Source organism: Shewanella oneidensis MR-1 (assembly GCF_000146165.2).
Lineage (GTDB): Bacteria > Pseudomonadota > Gammaproteobacteria > Enterobacterales > Shewanellaceae > Shewanella > Shewanella oneidensis.
Window position 1 is genome coordinate 1290402 of the sequence record NC_004347.2, and the last position, 23606, is coordinate 1314007.

A 23606-nucleotide genomic window follows, 5' to 3' on the forward strand; every position below is an offset into this window, starting at 1 on the left:
AGTTGGGAAGACTTGGTGAGGTTTGGCGTATTATGGGTTAATTGATTCATGATATTAAGCGACATCCCTAGGTTGGACTTGTGGTTGTTGGGAGTTGTATTTGAAAGTTGCTGTGGCGTGATGGGGTGTTGTTGGCGGCGTTTGGAGGAGGACAATACTGCTCAGTATCTCAAGGCTTAAGGACTGCTCATTCCAGCGACAGAGCTGTAATTCACCGCTTAAGGTTTCGGTGATCAGGCTGCAGTTTTCGACCCAATCACCATCATTGGCGTAAATGATCTGGCGTTTGTTTGGGGTAGTGTATTGGTTATCCCTTGGCTGGATTGATAACTCTGGTTGATGAATATGGCCGCAGATCACGCCATCGACATCATAGTGCTGGGCATATTGCACAACGGCTTGGCGGTAGCGTGAAATCGCTGTTTGAGCCTTGCCAACGCGGGATTTGATATAGCTGGCGAGTGACCAATACGGGTAGCCTAAACGCTCACGCAGGCGATGGAGATTGCGATTGAGAAACAGCAGAAAATCGTAGAGGTGATCGCCTAAGATGGTGTAAAAGCGCCCAACGCAAACATCGGCATCGAACTGATCGCCATGCAGCATTAACAGCTTGTGGCCGCCAATACCCTGATGAATATGTTGCCGAGCAATTTTGATATTCAGCAGGGTCAGTTCGGCATAGGGTTTAATCAGTTCATCGTGGTTACCCGGCAGATAGATCACTTGAGTGCCGTTTTGCGCCAGCTCGATAATCTTTTGTAGCACCTTATTGTGGCTTTCTGGCCAATGTAGACGACGTTTGAGTGCCCACAAATCGACAATATCGCCGACCAGATACAAGTGCTGGCAACGCACGGTAGTTAACAGGCTTAACAGATAGTCGGCCTTACAATCCTTACAACCTAGATGAATATCCGATAACCAAAGGGCGTTGACTGTAATTGTATGGCAGTTTGCGGCGTTGCTGGCGTTGGCAATATGTGGTGTTGAGAAGGAAGTGGCGTTAACACTGGATGGAGCATTGTAGGAAGAGTTGTAGGGAGAGTTGCGGGGAGCCTTGAGTGCGTCGATAAGCGTGCGATCAAGCCCTCTGTAGTTGGCTCCAGTCATCTGATATTCATCCTATGCGGCTGTTGACTGCCTTAGAGAGTAGCCACTGGCTTTGACTGAATGATGAAGCTTAAGTGACATGCAGATGACAACAAGCTGGATTAGCCTGAACTTAACCCGTCAAGATTTAGATCTGGATACAATGAGAACAGGCTGGGGATTTAACTTACTTTAGCCCCAAAGCTAGATTGTTTTATCGTTAGGTGTGCAGGGTAAATTGTCATTGTTTTCCCTGTGAAACGCCATCTACTTATTTAACCAAACCCAAACATGGACACCCAACCTTAATGGCGCGGTTAACAACATGGACACCCAACCTTAATAGCGAGGTAGCTAACCTCCGACTATGCTTTGGTTAAGCATTAAACATGGAGGTTTGTATGCCGCGCCCTCGTAGAACTCAGAAACCCAAAACTCAAACATGGACACCCAACCTTAATGGCGCGGTAGTTAACCTCCGACTATGCTTTGGTTAAGCATTAAACATGGAGGTTTGTATGCCGCGTCCTCGCAGAACCCAGATAAGTCTTGAAGACACACCCTATTACCATTGCTGTAGTCGCGTTGTTCGCCGGGCATTTTTATGTGGCGATGATGCCTATTCGGGTAAAAACTATGACCATCGCCGCGCTTGGGTAGAATCGCTACTGTTTGAACTTGAAGCGGTTTTTGCTATTGATGTAGCTGCTTATGCAGTGATGTCTAATCATCTGCATCTGGTGCTGCGAGTCGATATCGAGACGGCAAATCGTTGGACTGACCGCGAAGTGCTTGAGCAGTGGCATAAGTTGTTTAAAGGCGATGAATTAACGCAAAAGTTCGCCAGAGGTGAATTGGTTGAAGCTCATGAGGTTAACAGATTAAGGCATTCAATTGCCCTTTATCGCAGTCGATTATGCGACATTAGCTGGTTTATGCGCTGCCTCAATGAACCTATCGCAAGGCAAGCAAATCAAGAAGATAACTGCACAGGTCGCTTCTGGGAGGGGCGGTTCAAATCCCAAGCCCTACTCGATGACGCCGCAGTATTAGCCTGTATGACTTATGTGGATTTAAATCCCATTAGAGCACAACTCGCTGATACACTAGAACAATCCGACCATACCAGTATTCAGCTACGTATTTGGGCTGCATTAAAAGGTGAGCAGCCCAGCAACCTACTGCCTTTTATTGGTAACGAGTGCGACAACCAACCCAATGGCATTGCGTTTTCATTGATGGATTACCTTCAATTGGTGGATGATACCGGCCGAATTATTCGCAATGATAAACGTGGATACATCAGCGAAAGTAGCGCCAAGATACTGAACAGATTAAATATCCCCCATGACAATTGGCTCAAGCTGACCACCGAGTTTGGCAAACTATTTCATGGTCCAGTAGGCACCTTGCAAGAACTGACGGATTACTGCGAACATCTCGAAAAGCGACGACGGCACTTTGCGTCAAGCTGCCAGCACTTTAACAGTAACTGACAACTGCTTATATCACTTCGAAAGTAACCTTTGCAGAACACCTCCCAAGCACTATGGGATGACTTACCTTGCCTGAAATACACTATTTTTGAAGGAATTAGCTCAATCTATTACCTCAGATGCAGTCTCAACGACTTTTGATGACTCTCATTCAAATCATTTGAGCTAGAGCTGGTTGCAGGCAAACTGAAAGTGCATTATGTTATTGATTTAAATTGGGTGGCCAGATTTACTCGGTTCTGGGCAAGATCATGGAGGAATTCCACGTCCAAATATTAAGGAAACTGGTAAGAACTTCACACCAGACGGGCGTGAATTTATCGATAAAGGTCGTGTGCGTCCCGCACATCCAAACGAAATACCTAGGGGTTAAAATGAGTTACAACAAACCATTTGATTTTGAGATGTTCGCTTCTGCTAATGTGGGCCATAATATTTCAGGTTATGATTACCTTCATTCAGCATATAAGTCACAAGAGTTGGCTGCTGATTTTATTCTATGGTTTACTAGGTTATTTTGTCCTGTTTTTAAAATAGTAGATGGTAATGTTTTCATTTCAGAGATGTTTGATACTGTTCGGTATCAAGAGTTAATGAGGGATGGTCATAGTTCGACACAAGCTCAGTTCTGGTTGAATCTGCTTGAGATAACGGGATTGTTTGATGAACTGTCAACCGAGCAAGCTAAGGAGCTTGCTGAATCTTTAGCTGATAGTTGGAACTCGAAACTAAATAAAGAGTTTGGCGTGGGATCAACCTTAGCAAGAACAATTTGTGATGAAGAAACGGGAGAGGTATTTGTAACAATCGGTGCGCCTGATTAGTAGAGAGACCGGACAGGCATAACTCTTTTGTCATTCAGCCCCATTTCCTTGGGGCTTTTTCTTGCCTGAAACCGGGCAATTCGACCAGCGGCCTGGGCAGCGTTTGCCAGTAGAAGTGGGCAGTCTGTAACAGCCGTGTGAGCGATTGGGTGCAGCGCCACTAACTGATGACACTGACGCAATTGATCGCTTCTGCTGTTTATGGGTGATCACTTCTACTGCTTTGAGCTGCTCAGTCTGCTGCAAGTGTTGACAAAATGAGTTTTAGAAGAGCATTCGCTTTAGGATGGCTTGTTCATCGGTTTTAATACTAACGTTCAATAGTTGCCTTACAAATATTAATCCGAAACTAATGGACTAGAGTAAAAAATCTATCACGCTTTTGTCCCAAAGCGTGCAGAGTAAGGTTATTAAGTCTACAGGCTACGACAATGCTAAACAGGTGAGCCATGGTGATTAGCGAGACGACCGTCCGCCCCATGGACGGGGCGGTCGAGCACTGTAGGATCCCCTCATAATTCATAGCCCCAACAACCATGAGTTAATGAGAGTTGGGCTAGTTTCTTCGCAGCACAAAGCAAATCATCTGCTGATATGGGGTAGTCATGCCGTCGCCGCAGCAGTTCTTTGCCCATCCTGATTGTTGATAGCACATTCCTTTTCTTTACCGTGTTGGCTTGGAAGTGCCGCTGTAATTGCTGTGTTTCTCCGTATAATCCTACCCACCAAAATGCCAGTTGTACCAATAATGCTATCAATAGCAGTATGTCCATCCTCGCCGCATAACGTGTTCTGCTATGATGTAAACCAAAGCCATAAGCGGGGCTTTTTAAATCTCTAAAGGTTTCTTCTATTTGCATCCGTTTTTGGTAAATATTAACCAGTTTTTGAGGCGACATGGCTTCTATGGTCAAGTTGGTCACCAGTGCCCAAGGCTCTTTGGCGGTCAGTTCATACGTCCATTGCGCCGTATGGTGACAGTCTGTTGTCGTACTTCGCTGACCTTTTCTGCCTTTACTTGGAGCCCTGAACAATACCATCTCGCATAACAAGGGTTTCTTTACCGATAACGCCACTCGCCCAACATGTTTTGCGCGACGACTGGCTTTGGGATAAAGCGCTTTTAGCGAAAATTGGCGACCGAAGGGGTGCAGCCGATAGACACTTAATCCTCTGACACGACCCAGCCAATACCAACCGAGCTGCTCGACTTTTCGAAACCATGGATTACGGAAGCCCGCGTCAGTGACTATCAGCGGGGTAATATTGTCAGGTAACACTTTATGGAGTTCATTCAGAAACTGATTATGGGCAGTTTGTGTGCCTTGTAGTACTAACGGAAATGTTCGCTCGTAGAGCGTGATAGAGCGGCCCTTAATCGCAATAGAGGCGCGTAGTGCAATCAGTTCACGACCTTCACGCATATCAGACCAATCCACCAGTATGGTCGGCATCGTATGTGCTGTTAGCAGCCACTTTGCATGCCACTGATAAACAGCCAGTCTTTCATGGTGAAGGTGCGGGTTGCCCAATAATCTATCCATGCGTTTTATTGAGTGTTTAGTATGAGTGCTGGTGCCATCAATGTGCCGCCCTAAATGCGTGAGGGTGAGACAATCCGCGTTGATGAGGGCTTTGCAGGCGACCATGAGTGTATTCAGTCGCTTTTGATGGATTTCTGGACAATGTTGATAGAGAGATTGATGTAAGATAGTTAACACTTGCACCTTGATGCCCTGTGATTGATGTTTGTTCGCACTTCCATCTGATCACACTTCAAGGTGCAAGTTCACTCTAATTTAATGATTTATCTGAAAATCATCAGGGGATTCTTCAGGGTCGAGCATCCAAGGAAGGACTTGCTGCGTGTCGTTGAGCAAATATCATGGTTCGCCCTTAAATATGGACTGCATTTAATAACCAAGCAGTGATATTAGCCTTTCAATATTTAACGCTCTTCTGTCCAAAAGTGCGTTATTGAGTTAGTGGTTACGAGTTGAGTTTGTACGATTAACTCACACGATATAATCAAAACTGTCAGTTCGTGTATAAGTTAGAGCAAAAAAAGGGGAGTCTGTTAATCTGACTCCCCTTGATATTTCAAAGCTGATGTCGCGCTTAGAACAGCAAGTGAGCAACACCCGCGATAACAGGCAGAGTCACTAAAGTACGCAGAATAAACACCACGAAGAGCTCAACAAAGTTCACCGGAATTTTACTGCCGATCAGCAGCGCGCCGACTTCGCTCATATAAATCAGCTGCGTTACGGATAGCGCGGCAATGACAAAGCGGGTCATATCTGACTCGATAGAGCTAGCTAAGATCGATGGAATAAACATATCGGCAAAGCCTACCACGATGGTTTTAGAGGCTTCTGTCGCTTCGGGAATGTGCAGCAGTTCCAGTAATGGAATAAATGGCATACCTAAATAATTGAAGATAGGCGTATGCTCGGCGATGATCAGCGCCGTGGTTCCAATGGCCATAACCACCGGGATAATGCCAAACACCATATCGATAACGTTTTTAATCCCTTCATGTAAAACGGCTTTCACTCCGCCCGCACTGGCTGCTTTTTCAAGTGCTTTATCAAAGCCCCAAGAGAATGCGCCGTATCCTGCTGGGATCATTTCATCGTCGGGTTGACGTGGGGTATCATCGATATAGTTATCTTTTTTCCATGAGAGTGGCGGCAACTTAGGCACAATCACTGCTGCGGCGAAACCCGCTAAACATACGGTCAGGTAGAAGGGCACAAACATCGGTTCCAACTTCACCTGTGAGATCACCACTAAGCAGAAGGTGATTGACACCGCTGAAAAGGTCGTACCGATAACCGCCGCTTCCCTTTGGGTGTAAAAACGCGCTTCGTATTGCTTGCTGGTCAGTAAAATTCCTACGCTGCCATCCCCTAACCAAGAGGCCATACAGTCGATGGCGCTGCGACCTGGCAGGTTAAACACTGGGCGCATCACTTTGGTCATCAAGGTGCCAAACAGTTCTAATAATCCGAAGTTTAATAGCAGTGGCAGTAACATGCCGGCGAAGATAAATACGGAAAACAGTACTGGTAACAGGTCATTAAGTACTAATGCGCCTGTACTGGAGGAGTTGATTACTGCGGGGCCAATCGCAAAGTAGGTTAAGACGATAAAGATGGCGCCAACAACTCGGGTTATTAGCCACATAGGGCTAATGTTTAGCAAGCCATTAAGGAAGTGATTATTTAACACAAACTTGGGCTTGAGTAATTTGGTTAACACAGACGCAAGCGCCATACTCACAACAATCACGGTGACTATGAGGGTTAAGACATCACTTAATACGCTTTGCAGTGCTTTAGAGATGATTGCGATCGGAATCGTAATTGCATCGTTGTAACTGATAGGAGTCACAAATAGCAGCAGACCGATCAGCGAAGGGACGATAAAGGTGAGTATCGTCTTAATGTTGCGGTTTTTATGTTCAGTAGCCAATGGTGTACACCTTAAAGTACGAGTCGCACAAAATAAACTTGAATAAATTGCCTCTTAAAGCCACATGCTTGGCGGGCGTAAGCTGCATTTTCATTCAACTCAAAATCGAGAAGGGGGAAGATTACTCGCTTAGCGCCGCCATGTAAAACGATTCGGGAATTTGTTTGATATAAGCAGCAAAATAGCATAGTTATTTGGGCTGTTTCTAATGGATGATTTTTGAGGTTGCCCACTTTTTATTTGCATAAATTTAATTAAATCATTGCTTTACGCCATGCTGTTGCAAGTTGTTTATCAGATTGTTTTATTCTTAGAGCTGTTCACTTATTGGCGATGTTTTGTTGAAAACTTTCTCAGCGGATCTTCACTAAATACGTTTTTAGATGATTTTTTACCCATGAATGGTAACAGGGCTTCAACCATCGCAAACCTAATGTGAGCGAGATAACAGTGGCTATCACGGTGAGCTTGTCTTCTGTAACAAAACAGCATTAGCTGAATTGTTTGTGAGTATTTATTCATTTTTGACTGCAAATTTGCATATGTTTTATTGAATAATGACTTAGCACGGGATTTTCATGTGATGACTAAAAAATCGTTAATAGTGATGAAAAAATTTTTACGCTAAAGAGGATTAGCACCGCTTTAATTCTTTTCAATTCCATGTAAGTTAGTAGTACTTTGGTTTGGCTAAATTATCCATGACTGTTATAAAAATGAATCTCGCAACAAGGGGCTCGGCACTTGCCACTAAGTTTGGTTTTATTGGTATTTTGGGATTAGTGCTGGGGATTGGTGTGGCGGTGTTGGGGTTTGATTATTCTGAGACGCGTTCATTCAACGTTTTAAATCATACTTTGAGTGAATTGGGGACCTATGGCCATTCTGACTTTGCAGTGATTCTCAATGGCGGTTTGTTTTTTGGCAGTTTAAGTATTGTTTTTTATTGTCTTTCCTCCCTGCAGACGGTAAACGGCTTTTGGGGATATCCCTTCTTTTGTGCGCTGGCACTGACATTTTTAGCCTTAGCCTGTGTTGGGTTATTTCCGGTCAATGTATACCACTTGCACATCCTCGCCCTTAAGTGGTTTTTCTACTTCGGTAGCCTAAGCGCAATCTGTTATTTAATGTGGGTTGGATTTAGCTCATTAAGTCTGCTGCGTTGGACGGTATTATTAGCGCTGTTGGTATTGGTGAGTATGATGACCTTTCTCTATGCACCGCAGTTAGAGTTGGGGCTAACGGAAGGCGGTAGGCCATTTTATCAAGAAATGGTGCTCCAACTTCCAAGACCTGATTTATGGTGGCCTGCATTACTGGAATGGATTGGGCTTGTAAGTCTCTTAAGTTGGACTGTGGCCTTGCTGTTAAATCCTCAACCACTCATCAAGGCGCAAGCCCCTGAGTGAGTGGTTGAGATAAGTGATTGAATGGGCTAAATCTATCACTATCAATTTTAGCTTAAGGATTTTAGTCCCGCTTCGCCAAACCAATAACCATTACAGTGCTCATCGCTAAGAGGATACTGAGCGTCCATTGCCCCGCTATTTAATGCCTCGACCAGCGCATCGGCCTTAGCTATGCACGCCAAACTGCTGGGAGACACGCGAAACACATCCACGCCAATCTTAACCATTGCGCTGATTTCGCTGCGTAAATCGACACAACTTGCGGATTGTGTTTGGATACCATTTAACCTCAGTAAAGGTTGAGCCTCTTGGGTTTGTGCCAGTAAACCTTTACTGTATTGACGGCAAACGGTTTCACAGCTGTCCTTGGCAAGTTGGCTATGTCTTGCGGTAAAACAACGTGCCGAGTGGGCCAGCGGCAAGTAACCATGGCCGAGCACTTCCACTTCGAAGGAGGGCTTTTTATCGACCACTTGGCTCAGCCAAGTCTTAGAAAGCTCCACTGGCATCACAAAACGTTGCATCCCCAAACGCTGCAAAATATCTAGACTAGCGCGATTATAGTTGTTGATACTGGCACCGCAGACAAAGGGCTGTTTGTGCTCTTTGGCAAGATATACTGCCGCCATATCATTGGCTTCAATCATAAATTCGCCATTGTCGACCTGACGTTTAAGCTCAGTGTATTCCGATGGCGCTTCGATAAGTGCTAGGGTTGAAAGCACCACATCTTTGCCCGCAGATTTCAGCATTTTGGCAAGTTCAAGATAGTCGCCCCATTTGAGCTCACGCCGGCGGCTGCAGACGGCTTCGCCCAAATAAACTAAGGGAATTTGACTGTTGGCAACCTGCTGATAAAAGTCGATGACCTGCTGTTTTTCCCAGCAATAGAGCAGTGGGCCGAGGGATATTTTCATAATCGTTTCTTCTTACATGGATTATCACGAAGGCTATTGCCAGTTACGCTCGTAGGCACCAAGGGTGGTGATTTGCCCTTCAGACACTTTGGCAAGGGCTTGCTCCCAATGGGCTTGCGTCTGGAATTTATCCGGATGATTAAGATAAGTATCAATCGCTTGCCGCCAAACCTTAGTCACTTGTTCCACATAGGCAGGGCTGCGCTGCCGGCCTTCAATCTTGAGTGACACAATGCCTGCCTTGGCAAGCTCTGGCAGCAAGCTGAGGGTGTTTAAACTGGTGGGAGATTCGAGCAAATATTGCGGCTTATCATCCTCTTGGGTGAGATAGCGCCCTTTACACACGACGGGATAGCCCATCTGCTCATCCAGCCCTGACTTATCGATCAAAACCTCATTGAGCCAAGTTAATCTGTCTTGGCCCTGCTCTTGCCAGCGCACGTGCTTTGCCGGTGAGCAAGAGCCGCCCGTATTGGGTGATTGACCGGTGACATAGGAAGATAAGTGGCAGCGACCTTCGGCCATAATGCACAAGCTGCCAAAGGCAAAAACCTCTAAATCGACCGGACTGACCTTGGCTAAGTCGCGCACTTGCTTCATCGACAGCACTCTGGGTAACACCACTCGAGAGACATTAAAAGCCTCTTTATAAAAGCTCAGCGCGCCTAAGTTGGTGGCGCTCGCCTGTACCGATAAATGCAGCGGGATATGTGGATATTGCCGATGGGCATAGTCAAGCAGTGACAGATCGGCGACGATTAAAGCGTCGACGCCAATTTTTGCGGCTAAGTCAATCGCCTGATACCAGCGATGCTCCTCATTCGGCTTAGGGAAGGTATTTAAGGTGAGGAAAATTTTCTTGCCCCGCTGATGGGTCAGCTCGGCCGCTTCTTGTAATTTTGCGGGAGTGAAGTTTAAGCCCGCGAATGAGCGTGCATTAGTATCATCTTTTAACCCGAGGTAGACAGCATCGGCTCCGGCCTGTAGCGCCGACTTTAGCGAAGCCAGATTTCCTGCTGGACACAACAACTCCATAATGGTGCTCCCTATAAAATAACAGGGGCAGAGTGTAGGGAAGATTGAATGGCGGTGAATTGATTTAAAACAGGTTTAAGATCATAAAATCTCGGTAAACTGAGCGTTATCCTGTTTTTTATCCGTAGGTAACTTGTTATGTCCGCTGTTTTTTCGGCTAATCTTGCAAAACAATTGTTAGAGCTCACCCCAAAACTGATCCGTTTTCCACTGGCTAAGGTGCCCTTTAGCCTAAAAGCCAAGGTGCTGAGCCAATTATTGGCACAACTGCTTGCGCCGCAGGCCGAAGATGGGGAATTGGATTTTCTCGCCGATAAGTGGGTGGCGATTCGTGTGGAAGATTTGCAACTGTACTTTGAGGTGAGTTTTAATGGCCGCTGGCAGGTACGTGAACTCACCGATGCGCAAGTGACCTTTAGTGCCAAGTCAGCCGAATTATTGCTAGTCGCGGCGGCGAAAGAAGATCCAGATACATTATTTTTCCAACGCAAACTCAGCATCGAAGGCGATACCGAGTTAGGGCTTGAGGTGAAAAATCTGCTGCTCAGTATCGAATTTGCCAGCTTACCTGCACCGATCCGTTTAAGCGTCGAAAAACTTGCCGATGCGATCGTGCGTTTACAACTTGAGGCAAAACCGACGGTTATCCTAGCAAAATCCCCCGCTTAGTTAACTTCAATTCGGGTTAAGAGACAACTAAAAGCCCCGCTATGTTTGGCGGGGCTTTTAGTTGGATAAGTATCCTATAATATTTTTATCTGATTGGTATTAATCAGATTTTTTGCGTGAGTATGGCAAACTTGACCAACAGCTCGTCGTGGGACTCGATACGGTTTGGATCGGGGTCAATACAATCAATCGGACAGACGGAGACGCAGGTCGGCTTATCGTAATGGCCAACGCATTCGGTGCAGCGGTCTGGGTCGATTTCATAGATTTCTTCACCCATAGTGATGGCCTGGTTTGGGCATTCAGGCTCACACATATCGCAGTTGATGCAGCTGTCGTCGATCAATAATGCCATGCTTTAGCCTGCTTCGTGTGGGTTACGGGTATCCTGACCTTGGGGCAGGTTACGCAGTAAAATACCGTGGTTTAGGTCAACTTCCTTCGGCACGGGTAAGTACACAGAATGACCTGAACCTAAACCTGCCTCAACCGCTTCGGCTTTGCGGTTTTCGAGTTGTTCGATTGTCAAACTGATATTGCCCTGTGGCGTCATTAACTCAACGCTATCGCCTACAGAGAATTTATTCTTTACTTCGATTTCTGCAAGACCGGCCAGATTACGTTTACCCGTTAATTCACCGACAAATTGTTGAGTATCGCTGACCGAGTAGCCATAGTCGTAGTTTTGATATTCATCATGCACGTGGCGGCGTAAGAAGCCTTCGGTATAACCACGGTGTGCTAAACCTTCGAGTTGGTTCATCAGGCTGCGGTCGAAACTCTTACCCGATGCAGCATCGTCGATGGCTTGGCGGTATAACTGCGCGGTACGGGCCACATAGTAGAAAGATTTAGTACGACCTTCAATCTTAAGCGAATCGATGCCCATCTTGGCCAAACGCTCAACGTGTTGGATTGCGCGTAAGTCCTTAGAGTTCATGATATAAGTGCCATGCTCATCTTCAAACGCTGGCATGTATTCGCCGGGGCGATTGGCTTCCTGTAGCAGGAAGATTTGCTCCGTTGGCGCGCCAGCACCTAAGGTCGTCGGGGTTTCGATTTGCACCGCATTTGGGGTGGCAATGATATCGCCCGAGTCGGTTTGCTGCGCTTCATGAACATCGTATTTCCAACGACAGGCGTTGGTGCAAGTGCCTTGGTTTGGATCGCGTTTGTTGATGTAACCCGACAGTAAACAGCGACCAGAGTAGGCCATACACAGGGCGCCGTGAACAAACACTTCTAACTCGATGTCGGGGCAGCGTTGGCGGATTTCTTCAATTTCATCCAAGGATAATTCACGGGATAAAATCACTCGTTTAATGCCTTGGGTTTGCCAAAATTTTACCGACGCCCAGTTAATGGCGTTGGCTTGCACCGATAAATGCACTACCTGCTCAGGGAACGCCTCACGCACCATCATAATTAAACCTGGGTCGGACATGATCAGCGCATCGGGCTTCATCGCTACTACGGGTTCCATATCCTTGATATAGGTTTTGAGCTTGGCATTGTGTGGGGCAATGTTACTTACCACATAGAGTTTTTTACCTAGCGCATGGGCTTCTTCGATACCCGTGGCAAGGTTTTCCATCTTAAAGTCATTGTTACGTACCCTTAGGCTGTATCTTGGCTGGCCGGCATACACGGCATCTGCACCATAGGCAAAGGCGTAACGCATGTTTTTCAGCGTCCCAGCGGGAGATAGCAACTCTGGTTTAAACATAATGACTCTCGAATTGGTTGGTATATAGAGGCGCAGTGCGCGGGGGCGGCATTTTACACAATCGAAGTAGGGTTATGCAAATCGTCACGCCCAAGATTAGGTATAGTTCGCGTTTTGCGAATATACCTATCAGGCGTTATAGCAGAGGCGTCAGACAATGATGGATTTACGCATAGAGATTGATTTTTGCGTTGGTTTATTCTGAAATATCAAAGCGTAAAATCATTTGGCTTTTGGTAAAATTGATAGCAGCTTCATACAAATAATTAACCTCTGTTGCTTTTTTCTGCCCATCAAGTGATCGCCAACTGATATACTCCAACTATTACCGCGTTATGTTTGCAGATTGATGGGAGCGAAGATGTCTACTGAACATCTACTGTTAGTCGGATTACTCAAAAAATTAAAAGAAGATGCCTTAGTATTGCCAACCCTGCCTGAAGTGGCGATGCGGGTGCAAGAAGTTGTAAGCCGCTCAGATGCAAGCCTTAAGCAAGTGGCGGATGTGATTGGCCAAGATGCAGCAATCTCGGCGCGTATTATTAAAGTTGCCAACAGCGCCTTATATAGCCGTGGTATTCCTGCTGAAAGCATTAATAATGCTGTGGCTCGCATCGGTTTGATTCAAATTAAGAGTATTGCAACCTCAGTTGCCATGGAGCAGCTGTTTATCTCCACCAATGAGATGGTGTGGGAAGTAATGGATGAGGTTTGGCGTACTTCTATCGACGTAACGGCGGCGGCTTGTGCCATGTTGCAGATGTATAATAAGCGTCGTCCTAGTCAGTTAAATTTAGACACTTTAACCCTTGCAGGTTTAGTCCATAATATTGGTGCATTGCCAGTGCTGACCGAGGCGGAAGCCCATCCCGAGTTATTTACCAGTATTGAGCAATTGCGTTCTTTAGTTCGTAAAATGCAAGGTCCTTTAGGTCGTGCCGTATTAAAGAGTTGGGATTTTGCACCAGAGGTGATGGAAGTGGTTGAGCGTTGGGCTGATTTACCCTATTTACCCGACCATGTCACCTACTTAGATTTTATCCGTGCCGCCGCATTCTACACCGGTGAGTTACGCGCAGGGGCTGATTTTGAGCAGCGGATGGATGTGTTTGTCGGCCGAGGGCTGCCTGTCTCGGCGAATGATTTAGCAAGCGATGAATTTATGGATAAATTCCATTCAATCAAAGAGAGTTACCAATAGTTGTTGGATTTGAAGTAAGCCAATCAGGTCCTAAAGGAAATATTGGTAATTAGCTAATGCGGTAAGATTGAGGCCTGAGTATGATCATTGTGGGATTTATCGGTTTAGTACTGGTTATCATCCTGAGCGCCGTGTTGTCTCTTTTACGTGCAAGATCCGAAGCGTTGCGCCAACAGCAGCAATTCTTAGCGCAGCTATGCCCTCAACTTGAAAGACAAAAAACGGATCGTAGCCCGCTTAATATTCCTGTGGTGCCGCAAGAGTGTGAGCCTCTCTATCATGCCTTAAATGAGATGTTAGCCGCCTTACCCGCGGGGATGGGTAAGGATAAGCTCACAGGGTTAATTAATCGTGTTGGACTTAAAAGGACTCTCGCTTCGTTAATGCCAATTACTCAAGGCACTTTAGTGCTGATTGATATTTATCGTTTTCGCTATGTGAATGATCTTTTGGGGTTTGTGTTTGGTGATATTCTGCTAAAACAGTTTGCCGAACGTTTAACGAGCTTAAGTCTTAAACCTAAACTGATTGCGCGCCTAAACGGTGATGAGTTTTTTCTCTATTATGAGCAAAGTTTGTCTCAGGAGCAGTTACTGCATTTACGCGGGCGTTTACAGGTCCCCTTTAATATTAAAGACACACCGGTCAGTGTGCGTCTGCAAATTGGTTGCTTACAATTAGCACAGCACCATGCCGATGTGAGCAACATGCTCAGAAGGCTTGATTTGGCGCTTAAAAAAGCCCGCAGTACTCGGATTGCGATTGCCTGTTACAGTGAAAATGACGACATTCGCCAACTGCGGGAATTGAAGATTATTGATAGTTTGCCCAATGGCTTACAACGCAATCATTTGTACATGGTGTATCAACCTAAGCAGGATGTTTCATCAGAGGGATGTACCCAGGTTGAGGCACTGATCCGCTGGGAACATGAAGAGTTAGGGGTTATTTCACCTGGGGAGTTTATCCCACTTGCCGAATGTGCGGGCATGATTGATTTAGTGAGCCATTGGGCGTTAGAACAAGTCCTACAGCAACAGGTAAAATGGCGACTGGCGGGAATTTCTGTTTGTGTCGCATTGAATTTATCTACTCGCGATCTCGATAGTGAAACCTTACCCCATGAACTCGATGCGCGCCTAAAGCATTATCAGTTACCGCCAGAATGCTTAATGATTGAAATTACAGAGAGCACTTTGATGGCGGATTTAAATAAAGCCGTGGATACCCTAGTGCAAATCCGCCGCCTTGGAATACATCTCGCTATCGATGATTTTGGTACTGGTCATTCTTCTCTGGCTTATTTGAAACATTTACCCGCAAACGAAGTGAAGATAGATAAAGTGTTTCTTCAGGATCTTAAACCGAACCAACCCTCAGAATATATCCTTGAGGCCAGCGTCAATATTGCTAAAAAACTCGGATATGAGGTGACGGTCGAAGGGGTTGAAACCCAAGAGGTGCGCGATCTGTTAGTCAAGATGGGGGTCGATCGTATTCAAGGTCTATGCTATGCCAAGCCTATGCGGGCGGTAGAGCTTGAAATGCACTGGCATCGACTGTGCCCTGCGCCCAAAATGCTCAGCGCCAATTTGGGATCACATCCCTAAGCTTAATTGGGTTATTAACTCTGCAGGCATGGGGGCGAGTTGTCTCGCTTGGTTCATACAGACCATTTCAATGGTAGCCGTGACTGCCGGTTTTTTGCCGTTAGGTCGCCAGATTTCTTGGTGCCATACAGTGCGATATTTACTTTCAAAGTAGAACTTGGTGCGAATATCAATAATATCGGCAAACTCCACTCCTTCATGGCACAACATATCGCTGCGATAAACTGCAAAACCTAATTGCTGCTGTTGCCAGAGGTTGCGTAACTGCTCGGCGCCAATGACATGCTCACGGGCGCGCTCGAAGTATTTCAAAAAATTCGGGTGATATACCACGCCTGAAAAATCGGTATCTTCGTAGTAGATTTGCACAGGAAAAGAATAACTCGGGCTAAATTGCGGCATAAAATCATCGTTATGGGATTACTTATTTAAGCGCAGTCTAGCGGTTTATAGTGTGAAACAAAACCCAAGATAGCGGCTAAATCCGCTTGTGATTGGGTAAGCGGCGTGAAAAGTGAAACGTAAAAAGCCATATTCGCCGAAACGAATATGGCTTTTTTGTAGGGTAATCGATTCGTTAGCGAATGATCATTTGATCGCGTTCAGGTCCCACTGACACCATGCTGACGCGTACACCCATTAAGGCTTCGATGCGTTCAACATAATGTTGTGCAGCCTTTGGTAGGCTTTCGAAGGTGCGGCAAGTGGTGATGTCTTCACTCCAGCTTTCCATCTGCTCGTATACAGGACTTAATGCAGCCGTTTGCGGCCAAATTGGATTCTCAGTATGCTCGCCTTCATAGGCGATACAGATTTTAAGATCTTTCATGCCGGTCAAACAGTCAATCTTAGTCAGAGCAATTTCAGTCGCCGCTTGTAGCTCAACACCGTTGCGAGTGGCGACTGCATCGAAGTAACCCATATCACGTGGGCGACCTGTGGTTGCACCAAACTCGTTAGCATTTTTACGGAAGTCATCTTGCTCTTCCATCGCAGTGACTAGCGTGCCAGTACCCACAGATGAGCTAAAGGCTTTAGCAACGGCAATCACACGCTCTGGGCGCAGTGCGGGTAAACCACTGCCTAAACCTGCGAAAGCCGCAGTCACGTTTGAAGAGGTTGTGTACGGATATTCACCGTAAATCAAGTCGCGTCCTGCGCCTAATTGCGCTTCGAACAGTAAGTTAGCATCTTGTTTTTGCAATGCCTTTAATGGTTCTGTGACGTTGCAGATAAAGGGACGCCATGGCGCCGTCACATCCAATAACCACTGGGTCATTTCGGCGGCGGTTTGGCTAAAGTCACAGCTTGGATAGAGCGCCTTTAACTGTGGCAGTTTCCAGTTAAGCATAAATTGAATACGCTCTTGTAGCACTTCGGGTTGCTTTAACCAACCAACTAAGATGCCTTTTTTCATCACGCGATCACCATAGGCTGGCGCAATCCCTTGACGGGTCGAACCGTAGGCGAGATCGCCTAGACGTTGTTCTTCTAAGGTATCTTCTAACGCATGAATAGGTAAACACAGGGTAGCGCGGTCAGAAATACACAATTTGACCTCAATGCCTGCCGCTTCGACTTCAGCAATTTCCACACTGAGTTTTTCAGGGCTGATCACCATGCCAGGGCCTAATACCGCAACGCAATTTGGATTGAAAATACCGCTGGGTAACTGGTGTAATTTAAAGGTGCCATAGTCGTTAACGACCGTATGGCCTGCGTTGTTACCGCCTTGAAAGCGAACACTCGCAGCAGCATCAGCTGCTAAATAATCTACGATGCGGCCTTTGCCTTCATCACCCCAATTTGCACCCACAACCACGATAGACGGCATAACATCATCTCCACATTGATTAAGCGGCTATGCTAGACCTCACTATTGAATAAGAGAAATTAATTATAGTTATTACATCGATAAGAGATTCATATATCATGATGCTGTCGAGAATGATGGATGGGGATAAAAGCAATGCTCGAACTTCATTGGTTAAAAACCTTTGTGACCTTAGCCGAGTGTAAACACTTTGGTAAGGCTGCTGCGGCACTGCATATGACACAGCCCAATGTGAGTCTGCATATCAAGCAACTTGAACAAAACACGCGGGTGAAGTTGATTGAACGCAATCCTTTTAGGTTAACTCAGGCTGGGTTTCGTTTGCTTGAAAGCAGCCAGAAGACCTTGATGGAACTGCAAGTGTGTCAGGCGGATCTCAATGCCATTAATGATCTCAGTCAAGGCACCTTAACCATTGCGGCCAGTGATATCATTTCACGCTTATTGTTAATTCAACCTTTTCAGTTGTTTAAGGCTGAATTCCCCGGAATTGATTTTTCCTTGCTGAATACCACCTCATTCCAAGCCTCTGAACTGGTGACGAATGCCGAAGCCGATTTAGGCTTTGTGATCGCTCAGAAGGAAAGTCAGCCGCTACATTTTACTGAGTTGCAGCAAATTAAATGGTGCGCGCTTGGGAATAATTTAGCGCTCTGGCAGCAGAGCCAGGGGCGTGATGACATGCCGTTAGCGGAGCAGCCTACATTAATTCTACTAGGGCACGATACTCGTACCCGCGAGTTGCTCGACCCCGCTTTACCCAGCCTAAATTTACCTCGTTATCGGATTATGGAAGTCGGCAGTGTTGACGCGCAAATCGATTGGGCAGAGGCCGGTTTTGGTGTGGCGATTGTGCCTGAATTTTCTATTTACACTAAGACGAATTTGAAGAGTAAAATTACACCGTTGCCGCAATTTCCAAGCACTAGCTTAGGCTATATTGTGCGTCAAAATCAGATTTTATCTAAGGCGATTAAGCAGTTATTGCACTGGGTCAATCAAGAGATCATCCGTATTCAAGGGCAAAGTGTTGGCACTTAATCCCGATGCCGTGGTGAGGTGATTAGTTCACCTTTAGTAATTGCTGGTATTGCCCATTTTCCTTAAGCATTGATAAGCCTTGATCAAGGGCTTTGGCTAATAATGTGGCTTTTGGGTTTTCCTTCGAGAACGCTAAGTAAATCTGACTGATGTGATTATCAAAGGCAGGGAACACTTCATCACTTACGCCCATTTTTTGCAGGTTTTCTTGTGCGACGAGATCAAACATCACTGCTGCATCGATTCGGCCAATCAGCAGTAAATTGATTAGCTGCTGTTGGGTTGCGACGGTGACGAGATTTAATTGCCGTTGTTTGACTAATTTAGGAAATTCATCACCATACTCATAGCTTTTTATCACGCCAATCATACTGCCTTTAGGGATTTGCCATTTGTTTTCTGCAATTAAAGGAAGTTTTTTTCGTTGATAGAAAGAGGCTTTTGCTGCAAATAAAGGTGTATTACCAAACACAAATCGCTGCTCGGTGCTGGCTTCTCGGGTGACATTAAATACTCCATCGACGGCCCCTTTTTCAGCCATCATCAAGGCTCGGCTATAGGGCACTACGAGGCTATTTACCTCAATCTGTGTTTGCTTAAAAGCGGCTTCGATAAGCTGATGAGAAATGCCTTGACCAAATTGATTGGCAAAGGGGGGCCAGCTGTCTTCTGCTGCTAAGGTAATGGTTTGAAAGGGTGACCTTTGCGGAACATGTTGGTTTTCTTCTGCTTTAGCATGATGACCGACCGATAAAAAAAGCAATAGCGAGGTACTAAGTAAAAAAAACAGCGTCCAAAAGCTTCGCTGATCAATTCTATCCTTAGTCTCACTATAAACACGCATTTTATGTCCATATCAGCCTATTCCGAATGGGGTAACTTATAACATAAGTCTTTATTATGAGGCCAATTATTTTGAACATTGAACAAGCAATTGTGAACGCTGCTGACCGACTGAGATTGCGTTAACCGCAGCCTTGTGACCATGGACAGTTAGGGTGTATATCGATGTAGATCAAGAAGGGATGAAGATGGGGTAGGGGCTCGAATCTCTTGGCTTACCTTTCTAAAGCACAATAATGAAAACATTTTATGCCAATTATTCAATGTATTGGTTTTCTTGTGTGGTGGAACACTATTTGGGGTCCTCTAAATAGAGGTCGTTTGCTGCTGACGTTGTGGAGAGCTGTTATTGTTGCTTGTTTTTATAATAGATGTTTTAGTTAGGGCGGGTAAAAATCCAAGTTCGGTATCAACAAAGTCTAATCGTTTGGATTTTTGTCTTTTGGAATAAGACTTTGTTGTTTAGGTAGTTAGATAAATCAATAAAGCATAAGGGCAGCCAATGGAATATCCTCTCGTTAGTACGCAATGGCTCGAAGAGCAGCTCACTTCACCTGAATTGGTATTACTCGATGCCAGTATGGCTGTGGTGTTGGGTAAAGAACCAATTCTTTATCACGAGCCAATTTGTATTCCCCGTTCGCGCCGTTTTGATGTTGAAGAGGATTTTTGCGATAAAACCTCTACTCAAATCCATGCTTTACCACGTTTTGAGTCATTTGTTGAAGGGATTGCTAAGCTTGGAATTGAGCCACAAAGTCTTATTGTTATCTATGATAATCAAGGAATTTATTCATCTCCCCGTGCGTGGTGGATCTTCAAAGTGATGGGGTTTCATCGTGTGTATGTGCTTGATGGTGGCCTCCCCCAATGGATAGCGGAGGACAGAGTGACTTCGTCGCGTTATCAAGAGGAAGGCATTGATTATGGCGTGACCGACAGTGCGCCATTGGCCGCAGTACTTCAATATCAATCTGCAAAAGTGATGGATGCTGAGGCCGTTTTAGCAAGGCTTGATGACAGTGAAAGTGCGATTATTGATGCGCGAGGGGCGACACGATTTTTAGGCCAAGTGAGTGAGCCGCGCCCCGGAGTGCGCAGTGGGCATATTCCCCATTCGGTTAATCTCCCCTTTGGCGAAGTGCTTAATGGCTACAAAATGAAAAGCACTACTGAGTTACAAGCGATTTTTCAAGCACTTGTTGGTAATAAAGCCTTAAGGATTTTTAGCTGCGGGTCTGGCATTACCGCCTGTATTTTAATCTTGGCTTCGGTGGTGGCAGGTCATAAAAGTGCAGTGTTATATGATGGTTCTTGGGCAGATTGGGGCAGTCGTACGGATTTGCCGATTGAGCGCTGATTGACAACGCTCGAGGCGCTGTAAAGTTGAACGGATAAGGTTACGTTATCCTCTTTCCTGTTCGATGTCCTTTGCATTATCAAGGAGTTTGTCATGATAGCGAGATTGTTCGATAAACTGATCTTTGGGTTTATCTTAGTGATTGCGCTGCAGTTACCCCAATTAGCGGAACATTACCAGCAGTTTTTGGCGGGGCTTTATACCTCGACTCAATGGCAAGTTGAGGGCTATGAAGCAACAGCTAAGGAACATCATTACGTTGATGTTGATGACATGATTGCTCGCCATCTCCAAAACGAGGAGCCGAGTGTGCGCTCCGATGCTCTGCAGAAGCGTCAAACGCTATTGCTTTATCAAGAATTACAGCATGGAATGGGCATTTTTGAGCATGGTAATCTGTTTGAGAAAACCGCTTATATGTTTAATCCCGCTCGTTTTGACTATCTAGAGAAAACGATCACCCACTTTACGCCGGGTATCCCTTTAACTGCTAGTGGTATTGGTTTTGGCGTGCTGGTGGCGTTAGTTGTGCATTATCTTGGCTCAATCCCCTTTTTCCTATGGGCAAGGCGTCGCAAACGCCTTAAATTAAGTCAGAGTTATTAGGGCGTGTTGACGTTTCAGGGTTATTTTTGCAGCAGTTTGGCTGGCTTTTATGCAAGGCAAAGTCCGTGCAGTGTAGTTATTCTACATAAACGGACGATAACGCGGCAGAAAAGCCAGCCAAATGCTGCCCGAAGGGTTCGCCTGGCAAGCCCTTGCTCTTACTTTCTGTCATAAGAGCCGCTCGTCATTTGAGTAAACTACACATCATTCCTCGTTTCGCGAGCACGTGCTTGCCAGAACGAACAAAATCTAATCTCGAAACGTCAACACGCCCTAGAGCTTTCTTTCTGAACCAGATGATGGATGCTCAAGCCATAAGGCATCCATCGATTGTTCCTCTCTGAAGATTAGAATAAATCCTTAAATCTATGGTACAGCATCCCCGCAGCTAGCATTGGGGAGCGGAATGTCGGACCGCCAGGGAACGTCATATGCTTAATCTTAGCGAATACATCGAAATGCCCTGCTTGCTGACAAATCGCTTCGGCTAAGAGTTTTGCTGCCATATGAGTCGCATTGACTCCGTGGCCTGCATAGGCTTGGGCGAAAAAAATATTACTCGCATCAGGTAGACGGCCAATTTGTGGCATACGATTAGCGCCAATCCCTATCATACCGCCCCACTCATAGTCGATACGTACGCCTTTTAACTGCGGGAATACCTTTTCAAGATTAGGTCTTAGGGCTGCCTCGATATCCTTGGGATCTTTGCCTGAATAGGTACAAAGTCCACCAAAAAGTAAACGTCTATCTGCCGATAAGTGGAAGTAATCTAAAGCAATTCGCATATCGGCAAAGGCCATATTTTGCGGAATAATGTTCTTACATTGTTGTTGCGTTAGTGGCTCTGTTGCAAGCAGGTAGCTACCCGCAGGTAATACTTTGCCACCAATGTAACTATTGAGTTTATGGCCGATATAAGCGTTGCCCGCCAATACTAAATATTGGCAAGTCACTTCTCCTTTGGCTGTCAAAACTTTAGGTTTATCACCTTGAATAATCTTTTCGGCAGCACTGTATTCAAATAATTGTGCCCCAAGCTCACGGGCGACACGAGCTTCTCCCAACGCCAAATTAAGCGGATGTAAATGGCCACTTCCCATATCGACTAGGGCGCCTTGGTAAAAATCAGAGCCTATGACATTACCGAGTTGAGATTGAGCTAACAGTTTGATTTCATGCTTATATCCAAGGCTTTTAAGGCTTTCAAATTCCTCTTGCAATTCAATCATGTGGCGAGGTTTTACCGCCAGATCGCAATAGCCCATTTGCAAATCGCAATCAATTTGGTGGGTTTGGATGCGGTTTCGGACTATGTCTACCGCTTCAAAGCCCATTTGCTGAATGGCACTTACGCCTTCTTGGCCAATTTCGTTTATGAATTGTGCGGGATCATGGCCAATACCGCGGATTAGCTCGCCGCCATTGCGGCCCGACGCGCCCCAGCCCATTCGTTTAGCTTCTAGAAGTACGACACTTAAGCCGCGTTGTCTTAGTTCTATCGCAGTATTGATGCCACTAAATCCACCGCCCACAATACAAACATCTGCCGTTATGCTGCCTTCAAGTTGAGGGTGAGCATAAATTTCTTTAGCAGTATCAAGATAATAAGAGTGAGGATATTGCTCACTGTGTACAGGAGGTTTTGTGGGCATTAGGGCTCCAAAAAATTGTTTTTATTGTAAATTGGGCTTGTCTCAGTATACTCATCACACTTTTGTGATACTGCGTTAAAGTGTTCGTTTTATTTAACACACTTTTTAGATAGAATACAACGGAAGCGATTAAACTCACGCTTTTGGGGCTAAAATGTGTTTGGGATGGTGTTTATCCTGAACAACCTGTTCTTCATCTATCGGGGCAACCGATCCTTTGGGGAGATGTGAAATTTGGATATTGGAGCCAGTCTCAGAACTGTTCGAAAAATGAAAGGCTTATCCCAACGCGAGTTGGCTAAGCGTGCTGGTGTGACTAACAGTACCATTTCAATGATCGAAAAAAACAGTGTTAGCCCATCCGTCAGTTCTTTGAAAAAAGTATTGTCGGGTATCCCTATGTCTTTAGTCGATTTTTTTTCAATTGAAGCATCAAGTGAGTGCGAGCAAAAAGTGGTTTATCGTTCTGATGAACTCCTCAACATAGGTACAGGGCCATTAGAATTTAAATTGATTGGTCGCGATTACCCTAATCGCGCCATGTCGGTGATGAGCGAAACCTATCCTCCTGGTTCAGATACGGGCGAGGAAATGCTGAAGCACGAGGGGGAAGAAGCTGCCATGGTGGTTGAAGGCAGGTTTGAGCTTACCGTAGGTGATGAGGTGTATATTTTAGAAGCGGGCGATAGTTACTACTTTAACAGTGAGTTACCCCATCGATTTCGCAATCCTTTCGATGAACCTTGTCGGCTGGTCAGTGCGACAACCCCAGCTAATTTCTAATGGAGTGACGCTGTCCTTGATTGTTCTG

21 protein-coding genes are annotated in these 23606 nt (G+C 45.6%); 10 read left to right on the forward strand and 11 right to left on the reverse strand.

The window, feature by feature from the left end; translation table 11 throughout:
- Positions 1-54: 54 nt before the first annotated feature.
- A complete protein-coding gene (locus SO_RS05765) occupies positions 55-1113 on the reverse strand; it encodes a UDP-2,3-diacylglucosamine diphosphatase (RefSeq protein WP_011071466.1) in 1059 nt (352 codons plus the stop codon).
- Between the two features lie 497 nt (positions 1114-1610).
- Here SO_RS05765 and SO_RS05770 point away from each other — a divergent pair, with 497 nt between their 5' ends.
- Entirely contained in the window at positions 1611-2588 is a 978-nt protein-coding gene (locus SO_RS05770) for a transposase (RefSeq protein ID WP_011071467.1), read from the forward strand.
- Positions 2589-2962: 374 nt separating this feature from the next.
- A complete protein-coding gene (locus SO_RS05780) occupies positions 2963-3412 on the forward strand; it encodes a type III secretion system chaperone family protein (protein ID WP_011071468.1) in 450 nt (149 codons plus the stop codon).
- Between the two features lie 512 nt (positions 3413-3924).
- Here SO_RS05780 and SO_RS05785 read toward each other — a convergent pair.
- Together SO_RS05785 and SO_RS05790 are read right to left on the reverse strand one after the other, a co-directional pair.
- Positions 3925-5139: an IS4-like element ISSod3 family transposase gene (locus tag SO_RS05785; protein ID WP_011071469.1), complete on the reverse strand. Its 1215-nt coding sequence runs from the start codon at positions 5137-5139 to the stop codon at positions 3925-3927.
- A gap of 391 nt (positions 5140-5530) precedes the next feature.
- Positions 5531-6889: a YjiH family protein gene (locus SO_RS05790; RefSeq protein ID WP_011071470.1), complete on the reverse strand. Its 1359-nt coding sequence runs from the start codon at positions 6887-6889 to the stop codon at positions 5531-5533.
- Positions 6890-7590: 701 nt separating this feature from the next.
- Between SO_RS05790 and SO_RS05795 the strand changes: the two genes are divergently transcribed.
- Complete coding sequence (locus SO_RS05795) at positions 7591-8298, forward strand: DUF998 domain-containing protein (RefSeq protein ID WP_011071471.1); 708 nt, start codon at positions 7591-7593, stop codon at positions 8296-8298.
- Positions 8299-8345: 47 nt separating this feature from the next.
- On the opposite strand, the gene SO_RS05800 is transcribed toward SO_RS05795, so the two are convergent.
- The gene (locus SO_RS05800; protein ID WP_011071472.1) at positions 8346-9215 is read right to left on the reverse strand and encodes a U32 family peptidase; all 870 of its coding nucleotides are present in this window, start codon (positions 9213-9215) and stop codon (positions 8346-8348) included.
- Positions 9216-9248: 33 nt separating this feature from the next.
- Positions 9249-10250: a ubiquinone anaerobic biosynthesis protein UbiU gene (gene ubiU / locus SO_RS05805; RefSeq protein ID WP_011071473.1), complete on the reverse strand. Its 1002-nt coding sequence runs from the start codon at positions 10248-10250 to the stop codon at positions 9249-9251.
- A 138-nt stretch (positions 10251-10388) separates the two neighbouring features.
- Here ubiU and ubiT point away from each other — a divergent pair, with 138 nt between their 5' ends.
- Positions 10389-10919, forward strand: coding sequence for a ubiquinone anaerobic biosynthesis accessory factor UbiT (ubiT, locus tag SO_RS05810; protein WP_011071474.1), 531 nt, complete (start codon positions 10389-10391; stop codon positions 10917-10919).
- Positions 10920-11022: 103 nt separating this feature from the next.
- On the opposite strand, the gene SO_RS05815 is transcribed toward ubiT, so the two are convergent.
- Both SO_RS05815 and trhP read right to left on the reverse strand, forming a co-directional pair.
- A complete protein-coding gene (locus SO_RS05815; protein ID WP_011071475.1) occupies positions 11023-11274 on the reverse strand; it encodes a YfhL family 4Fe-4S dicluster ferredoxin in 252 nt (83 codons plus the stop codon).
- A 3-nt stretch (positions 11275-11277) separates the two neighbouring features.
- Positions 11278-12645 (reverse strand): prephenate-dependent tRNA uridine(34) hydroxylase TrhP, encoded by a 1368-nt coding sequence (trhP, locus tag SO_RS05820; protein ID WP_011071476.1) that lies wholly within the window; start codon positions 12643-12645, stop codon positions 11278-11280.
- Positions 12646-13006: 361 nt separating this feature from the next.
- Here trhP and SO_RS05825 point away from each other — a divergent pair, with 361 nt between their 5' ends.
- Together SO_RS05825 and SO_RS05830 are read left to right on the forward strand one after the other, a co-directional pair.
- Positions 13007-13846, forward strand: coding sequence for an HDOD domain-containing protein (locus SO_RS05825; protein ID WP_011071477.1), 840 nt, complete (start codon positions 13007-13009; stop codon positions 13844-13846).
- Positions 13847-13926: 80 nt separating this feature from the next.
- Positions 13927-15456, forward strand: coding sequence for a putative bifunctional diguanylate cyclase/phosphodiesterase (locus tag SO_RS05830; RefSeq protein WP_011071478.1), 1530 nt, complete (start codon positions 13927-13929; stop codon positions 15454-15456).
- On the opposite strand, the gene SO_RS05835 is transcribed toward SO_RS05830, so the two are convergent.
- Together SO_RS05835 and SO_RS05840 are read right to left on the reverse strand one after the other, a co-directional pair.
- A complete protein-coding gene (locus SO_RS05835) occupies positions 15445-15858 on the reverse strand; it encodes a thioesterase family protein (RefSeq protein ID WP_011071479.1) in 414 nt (137 codons plus the stop codon). The genes SO_RS05830 and SO_RS05835 overlap by 12 nt on opposite strands.
- Before the next feature lie 175 nt (positions 15859-16033).
- Entirely contained in the window at positions 16034-17290 is a 1257-nt protein-coding gene (locus tag SO_RS05840; protein ID WP_011071480.1) for an adenylosuccinate synthase, read from the reverse strand.
- Positions 17291-17425: 135 nt separating this feature from the next.
- On the opposite strand from SO_RS05840, the gene SO_RS05845 reads away from it, so the two are divergent.
- Positions 17426-18331 (forward strand): LysR family transcriptional regulator, encoded by a 906-nt coding sequence (locus SO_RS05845; RefSeq protein WP_011071481.1) that lies wholly within the window; start codon positions 17426-17428, stop codon positions 18329-18331.
- A gap of 22 nt (positions 18332-18353) precedes the next feature.
- Here the strand turns inward: SO_RS05845 and SO_RS05850 are convergent, their stop codons facing one another.
- Positions 18354-19175, reverse strand: coding sequence for a substrate-binding periplasmic protein (locus SO_RS05850; RefSeq protein ID WP_011071482.1), 822 nt, complete (start codon positions 19173-19175; stop codon positions 18354-18356).
- A 501-nt stretch (positions 19176-19676) separates the two neighbouring features.
- On the opposite strand from SO_RS05850, the gene SO_RS05855 reads away from it, so the two are divergent.
- Both SO_RS05855 and SO_RS05860 read left to right on the forward strand, forming a co-directional pair.
- Positions 19677-20534, forward strand: a complete 858-nt coding sequence (locus tag SO_RS05855; protein ID WP_011071483.1) for a sulfurtransferase — start codon at positions 19677-19679, stop codon at positions 20532-20534.
- 93 nt (positions 20535-20627) lie between these two features.
- Positions 20628-21140: a DUF2937 family protein gene (locus tag SO_RS05860; protein WP_011071484.1), complete on the forward strand. Its 513-nt coding sequence runs from the start codon at positions 20628-20630 to the stop codon at positions 21138-21140.
- Positions 21141-21487: 347 nt separating this feature from the next.
- On the opposite strand, the gene SO_RS05865 is transcribed toward SO_RS05860, so the two are convergent.
- A complete protein-coding gene (locus SO_RS05865) occupies positions 21488-22795 on the reverse strand; it encodes an NAD(P)/FAD-dependent oxidoreductase (protein ID WP_011071485.1) in 1308 nt (435 codons plus the stop codon).
- Positions 22796-23029: 234 nt separating this feature from the next.
- On the opposite strand from SO_RS05865, the gene SO_RS05870 reads away from it, so the two are divergent.
- Positions 23030-23578 (forward strand): cupin domain-containing protein, encoded by a 549-nt coding sequence (locus tag SO_RS05870; RefSeq protein ID WP_011071486.1) that lies wholly within the window; start codon positions 23030-23032, stop codon positions 23576-23578.
- The last annotated feature ends 28 nt before the right edge of the window (positions 23579-23606 follow it).